Source organism: Actinomycetota bacterium (assembly GCA_018830725.1).
Lineage (GTDB): Bacteria > Actinomycetota > Humimicrobiia > JAHJRV01 > JAHJRV01 > JAHJRV01.
This window is the reverse complement of record JAHJRV010000170.1, coordinates 1-3271: the sequence shown is the minus strand read 5'-3', so window position 1 is coordinate 3271 and position 3271 is coordinate 1. Positions and strand designations below refer to the sequence as shown.

The window sequence follows — 3271 nt, the reverse complement described above, 5'->3', positions numbered from 1 at the left end:
CCTCTCCTGTCGGACGGGAGATGGTGTTTCCGACTGGATCCGCTGGCTGACCCATGAGATCGAGACCTTCCGGAATACCTGAGAAAGGGGGAACCATGGATAACTTCGAAAAACTCCGTTTGCTCCTCGACGCCCACCCCACCGGCGCGCCGAAATCGGAGGTCTTTGACGAGATCCTCCGGATCCCCTTCAGCCCGGAGGAGGCGGCCGTAGTGTACGCTTTTCACTATGACGAAGATTAGTTTCAGCGCCTGACACCCTGATTTAGCCGCCTGCCAGTTCCTCCTTCTTCCAGGGCGGTAGAAGCTTTATTAAAATCGCCAGGATGACGAAAGGAATGATCAATAGAGCCAGGGAAACGAGCAACCCTTCGATGCCGGTCAATTCCATTTTGTAGGTCGTCAAACCCCGGAAGCTCTTCGAAAACAGTTGCCCGCCGATCACCACATTCCATCTGGTGCTGAAGATCCCCATCTGGATGAGCACGCCGCAGACGAAATATAAAAGCTTCCTCAATTCTTCCTGAAGGCGGAATACCCTGATGACCACCATAATGCCCAGGGGCAGCAGCATGCCCAGCAAGATCTGGAGCACCACCAAACTCATAAAAAGCTTTGTGTTCACCAACTGGGACAGGATCTTAATCGATTCTTCGCTTTCGTAGAGGCGGTGGATAAAATCAAGGGCTTCAAGAGAAAAGTCAACGATGACGGCATAGAACAGAAAGGAAGCCACCTTGTCGAGACATTTCATATCTATTTTTCCGCCCTGAATAGGGATGATGATCATGTAGAGGAACATGACGATGGCGATCCCCGAGACGATGGCCGAAAAGAGAAACACGACCGGCATCATCACGCTGCTCCACCAGGGATTGGCCTTGACGGAACCGAAGATAAAACCCACATAACCATGGAGAAGAAAAGCCGAGGGGATGCCGATGATCGTGATGATTTTTACAGTCTTCTTATCGAAGGCGACGGCCTTTTCACTGATATCGGTGGAAAAAAGGGAAAGAACCTTGAGCACCCACTTTTTCAGACCCGTCGATTCGGAGGACCAGACGATCATATCCCGGCGGTATTCAAACCATATTTCCAGTAAAAGCACCACCATCAGATACCAGAGATAAACGAAACCGAACATGGCCATTGCCGAAGCCAGATTAGGGGTCAGAAAAATCTCATAGGAACGCCACGGCTGGCCGAGATGGAGCTGCAGAGGCAGGGGAGCAATCAGGAGAAAGGCCAGCGCCGTCAGCAGGGCCAACCGGTACGTGGGCTGTAATTCCTTGACATTGAAGACCTTGACGAGAGAGGCGAGGATGAAGGCCCCGGCTACCAGTCCGGTGATGTATGGATACACCACGATCAGGATCGACCAGTGGATTTCGATCTCATTCGGGAATATGAACCCCACTACCTGTTTGGCCAGTTCCGCAAAATTCTGAGCTGCTTCCATATCAGTTCACCTCACCATCAAGATTTGCGTATAAAACTTTGGGATCCGTATTCAAAGACGGCTTGAGAACATGCAGTTTATTCATCCTGATGAACCGTCCCAGCGGACTGGCAATACTCTTCATGTCGCCGAAGACCCGGGCCTGTTTCGGACAGACTTCCACGCAGGCGGGCAGCAGGCCTCTCACCAGGCGATGATAGCAGAAGGTGCATTTATCGGCGACCCTGGTTTCCGGATGGAGGTAACGCGCCCCGTAGGGACAGGCCTGAATGCAATACCGGCAGCCGATACAGCGTTTGTCGTCCACCAGGATCACGCCGTCATCGGTTTTGAAGGTGGCGCCCACCGGGCAAACCTGCACACAGGGGGGGTGATCACATTGATTGCAGAGTTTCGGGACAAAAAAACTGCGCATCACATCCTTTTCCAAAATGACGTCTCTCGATTCATCGAAGCCCATATTGATGGTGTTGACAGCCACGCTCTTGTCCACCTTGATGACATATCTTTCCACCCAGGTGCGGAAGTAAAAGGGATAGCCGGGCACATCGTTTTCCGTTTTGCAGGCCTGCATGCATCTGGCGCAGCCGATACACTTATCGATGTCAATGCCCATGCCGTAGTAATGTTTGGCGGGATCATAGTCTTTATGAATAATTTTTGCCCAGGCGGCCGGAGACAGGCCTCCTACGATGCCGCTGGAAGAAATAAACAAGCAAAGATGTTTCAAGAAGTCTCGTCGATCCATTAGATACCTCCTAACATATGCGGATAATGGCACTGCCAGCAAACATATTTTTCTCCGTGGGTGGCCATATCAACAGTCGGGATTCCCTTGCCGCCGGCGCCTTTCGCATGGCACTTTCCGCAGAATTCCCGCTTATCCGGTTTCGTCGGCATCACTACCCGCGGCTCTATCTTGTGTTTTTCCGGCGTGCTGTGGCAGACCGTGCATTCCAGCAGCGCATGATAAGAGGTTATTTTGGTCCTTTCGATCTGCGCATGACAGGCGTTGCAGGATCGAGGCGTTTTCGGCGGTTTGGGGTTATGCGGATTGTGGCACGTTATGCAGGGCTTCCGCAGGTTATGCGTATCCGGGTTGATCTGAGGAAAGCCGGTCGGTCTTGAGGAATTGTAGTTATGGCAGTAGGAACAGTAATCGCGCTTTTTCGGTGAAGTAGGCTTTACATCCGTTGGATTGTCCACGTGTTTTTGCGCGGCGTCGTGGCAGGACTCACAGGACAGATCCCGGTGGTAGCCACTTTTCTTCATTTCCGGTTCCTTCTCGTGACATTGCGAGCAAATCTGCGACCCGGCATACTTGACTTCCCTATTCGCTTCCCTCTCCATGGCAGCGTTTTTCTGCAATTCCGGTTCTTTCAGCTCGGGGGGGAGGATGAATTGCCACACCACAAACAACACCAGAGCCAAGACCGCAAAAAGAACAATGATTCTGACTGCCTGTTCAGGAATTTTCTTAAAAAAACCGTTCATGCAATCCCTCCCCCTCCGTTAATCCTGAGCCTTCCCTGAGCGAAGGTATTTCGATGGTTCGACGCCATAGTGACCGCTGTGCGTTTAATTTGATTTCAATGGGCCGATTGTTCCAGAGTTTGCGTCCGACATCGGCCAACCTGTCAGGCTTGCTTTGCAACAAACCGGATTTACCGGGTTTCTTCAGGTGCACCCCGAGGTCGCTCTTGGGTCGAGGGAGTATATGAAGATGACCTTTTTGTGTCAAGATAATTTATAGGGAATTAGTGTAGTATCTGGCTTAGGAACAGTTTTGTCCTGTCGTGCTGAGGATTGT

4 protein-coding genes are annotated in these 3271 nt (G+C 51.5%); 1 reads left to right on the top strand and 3 read right to left on the bottom strand.

Annotated elements, in window-relative coordinates:
• The first annotated feature begins 95 nt into the window (after positions 1–95).
• On the top strand, positions 96–242 hold the full coding sequence (locus KKC53_07340; protein ID MBU2598960.1) for a hypothetical protein: 147 nt from the start codon (positions 96–98) through the stop codon (positions 240–242).
• Positions 243–264: 22 nt separating this feature from the next.
• Here KKC53_07340 and nrfD read toward each other — a convergent pair whose 3' ends face one another.
• From nrfD to KKC53_07325, 3 genes are all read right to left on the bottom strand, one after another.
• Positions 265–1461: a polysulfide reductase NrfD gene (nrfD, locus tag KKC53_07335; GenBank protein MBU2598959.1), complete on the bottom strand. Its 1197-nt coding sequence runs from the start codon at positions 1459–1461 to the stop codon at positions 265–267.
• A gap of 1 nt (position 1462) precedes the next feature.
• A complete protein-coding gene (locus tag KKC53_07330) occupies positions 1463–2077 on the bottom strand; it encodes a 4Fe-4S dicluster domain-containing protein (protein ID MBU2598958.1) in 615 nt (204 codons plus the stop codon).
• Between the two features lie 131 nt (positions 2078–2208).
• A complete protein-coding gene (locus tag KKC53_07325) occupies positions 2209–2955 on the bottom strand; it encodes a hypothetical protein (protein ID MBU2598957.1) in 747 nt (248 codons plus the stop codon).
• Positions 2956–3271 lie beyond the last annotated feature (316 nt).

Excerpts from the sequence above, each read along its gene's own strand:
- KKC53_07330 (MBU2598958.1), bottom strand. The coding sequence starts at position 2,077 with ATGGGCATTGACATCGATAAGTGTATCGGCTGCGCCAGATGCATGCAG.
- KKC53_07340 (MBU2598960.1), top strand. The coding sequence starts at position 96 with ATGGATAACTTCGAAAAACTCCGTTTGCTCCTCGACGCCCACCCCACC.
- nrfD (MBU2598959.1), bottom strand. The coding sequence starts at position 1,461 with ATGGAAGCAGCTCAGAATTTTGCGGAACTGGCCAAACAGGTAGTGGGG.
- KKC53_07325 (MBU2598957.1), bottom strand. The coding sequence starts at position 2,955 with ATGAACGGTTTTTTTAAGAAAATTCCTGAACAGGCAGTCAGAATCATT.